Source organism: Amycolatopsis sp. SID8362 (genome assembly GCF_010550475.1).
Lineage (GTDB): Bacteria > Actinomycetota > Actinomycetes > Mycobacteriales > Pseudonocardiaceae > Amycolatopsis > Amycolatopsis eburnea.
Map to the genome: position 1 here is coordinate 1 of NZ_JAAGNB010000938.1, position 2,057 is coordinate 2,057.

General features: G+C 72.9%; 2 protein-coding genes. One reads left to right on the forward strand and one right to left on the reverse strand.

Going from position 1 to position 2,057, the window contains the following annotated elements:
• Positions 1–42: 42 nt before the first annotated feature.
• The gene (locus G3I65_RS29280) at positions 43–1,287 is read right to left on the reverse strand and encodes an ROK family transcriptional regulator (RefSeq protein ID WP_160698959.1); all 1,245 of its coding nucleotides are present in this window, start codon (positions 1,285–1,287) and stop codon (positions 43–45) included.
• Positions 1,288–1,419: 132 nt separating this feature from the next.
• On the opposite strand from G3I65_RS29280, the gene G3I65_RS29285 reads away from it, so the two are divergent.
• A partial coding sequence (locus G3I65_RS29285; RefSeq protein WP_160698960.1) for an ROK family transcriptional regulator occupies positions 1,420–2,057 on the forward strand: 638 nt, incomplete at its 3' end.

Sequence of the window (2,057 nt, forward strand, 5' to 3'; positions counted from 1 at the left end):
GCGGGGGAGGCCGTGCGGAGGCGGGCCAGGCGGCCCCGGGGCTCAGGCCGCGTCGGAGTCCGGCGCTCCCGGGGTGCCCGGCTTCGCCAGCCGGGACGTCGCGCCCTGCTCCAGCAGATCCGCCACTGGCAACGTCGCCGCCCCGGTCGCCACCGCGTCCAAGCCCAGCGACCCCAGCTGGATCGACGTCTGGCTGAACGGGTGCCGCAGCGCGTGCTCCCCGGCCACCGCGCGGATCCGCGGCAGGAGCTGCTCGCCCAGCGCCAGCCCGGCCCACCCGCCGATCACGATGCGCTCCGGGTTGAACAGGTTGATCAGGTTGGCGATGCCCGCCCCCAAGTACCCCGCCGTCTCGTCGAGGACCTTCGCCGCCGTCTTCGAGCGGGCCGCCGCCTCCAGCAACGCCGTGAACTGGGCCTGCTCGTCCTCGCCCGTGACGTCCTTGCCGCGCGCCCGGCGGTACCGCGCCAGCACTCCGCCCGCGCCGATGTACGCCTCCAGGCAACCGCGCGCGCCACAACGGCACTCCTGGCCGCCGTACGCGATCGTCGTGTGGCCCCACTCGCCCGCGCTGCTCGTCGAGCCGCGGTAGGTCGTTCCGTCCGTCACCACCGCCGCGCCGACGCCCGAGCCGATCAGGGCGATCACCGCGTGGCGGGCGCCGCGGCCCGCGCCGAACCACATTTCCGCCTGGCCCTGGGTCTTCGCGCCGTTGTCCACGAACAGCGGGAGCCCGACGCCGGCGTCGCGCAGCAGGGACACCAGCGGGACCGCGTCCCAGCCCACCGTCGGCGCGTGCACCAGCACCCGCGCGCCCTGCTCGACCGTGCCCGGGACGCCGATGCCCACGCCCAGCACGGCCGATTCGTCGATGCCCGCCGTCGCGAACACCTCGCGCAGGCCGGACGTCACCTGCTCGACCGCCGTCGCCGCGTCCGGGGCCTTCGGGAGCGGGTGCTCGACCGTCGCCAGCCGGTTCATCGCCAGGTCGAACAGCTCCACCTTGACGCCGGTTTCGCCGATGTCGACGCCGGCCACGTGCCCGTACGCCGGGTCGACGCGCAGGAGCACGCGCGGGCGGCCGCCGTCGGACTCCACCTGGCCTGCCTCCGTGATGAGGCGTTCTTCGCCCAGTTCCGCGGTCACGTTGCTGACCGTCGCGGCGCTCAATCCGGTGAGCTGGCTGAGTTCGTGCCGCGACAGCGGGCCGTCGAAGTACAGTTTCGACAGCAGCAGGGAACGGTTGTGCCGCCGCAGATCACGGACGGTGGTGCGCTTGCTCGCCATGGGCAACCCATCTGAAAACTTACCGGCTGTCGACCAGGATGCCTGATCACCGTAAGTTGTGGCTATGTATTAAGTGGTGAACTAAGTCCCGAACCGATGGTCGCACGGACGGTCTCTGGCACAATCCCCCAGGTGACCCAGGTGGTGCGTCAGACGACCCGAGACCTCCGACGGCACAACCGCGCGGCGCTCCTCTCCTCCCTGTACCTCCGCGGTCCCGTCAGCAGGCTGGAACTGGTAGCTGAATCGGGACTTTCGGCCGCCACCGTTACCAACGTCGTCTCCGAGCTCATCGCCGACGGCGTCGTCGCCGAGGCCGGCTCGGTCGAATCGGACGGCGGGCGGCCGCGGACGCTGCTCGCCGTCCGGCCCGATTTCGGGCACGTCGTGGGCGTCGACGTCGGCGAAACCCACGTCGAGGTCGGCCTCTTCGACTGCGCGCTCGGCACCCTCGGCACGGTGCGCCACCCGCTCGTCGGCACCCGCCTCGACCCGGGTGAAGTGGCCGGGCTGGTGCGCACCGGCATCGCCGAAGTGCTCGAAGGCGGCGAACCGGGCAAGGTCTTCGGCGTCGGCATCGGGGTGCCCGGCGCGGTCCGCGACGGCGGGGTCGTGCACGCGCCCACCCTCGGCTGGCGCGGCGTGGCCTTCGGCGACCTCGTCCACCCCCACATCGACGCGCCCCTCCACCTGGACAACCGCGCCCGCACGCTCGGGCAGGCCGAGACCTGGCGCGGCGCCGGCCGGGGCGCCGAACGCGCCATCGTCGC

Coding starts and splice junctions, on each gene's coding strand:
- G3I65_RS29280 (WP_160698959.1), bottom strand. CDS start 1,287: ATGGCGAGCAAGCGCACCACCGTCCGTGATCTGCGGCGGCACAACCGT.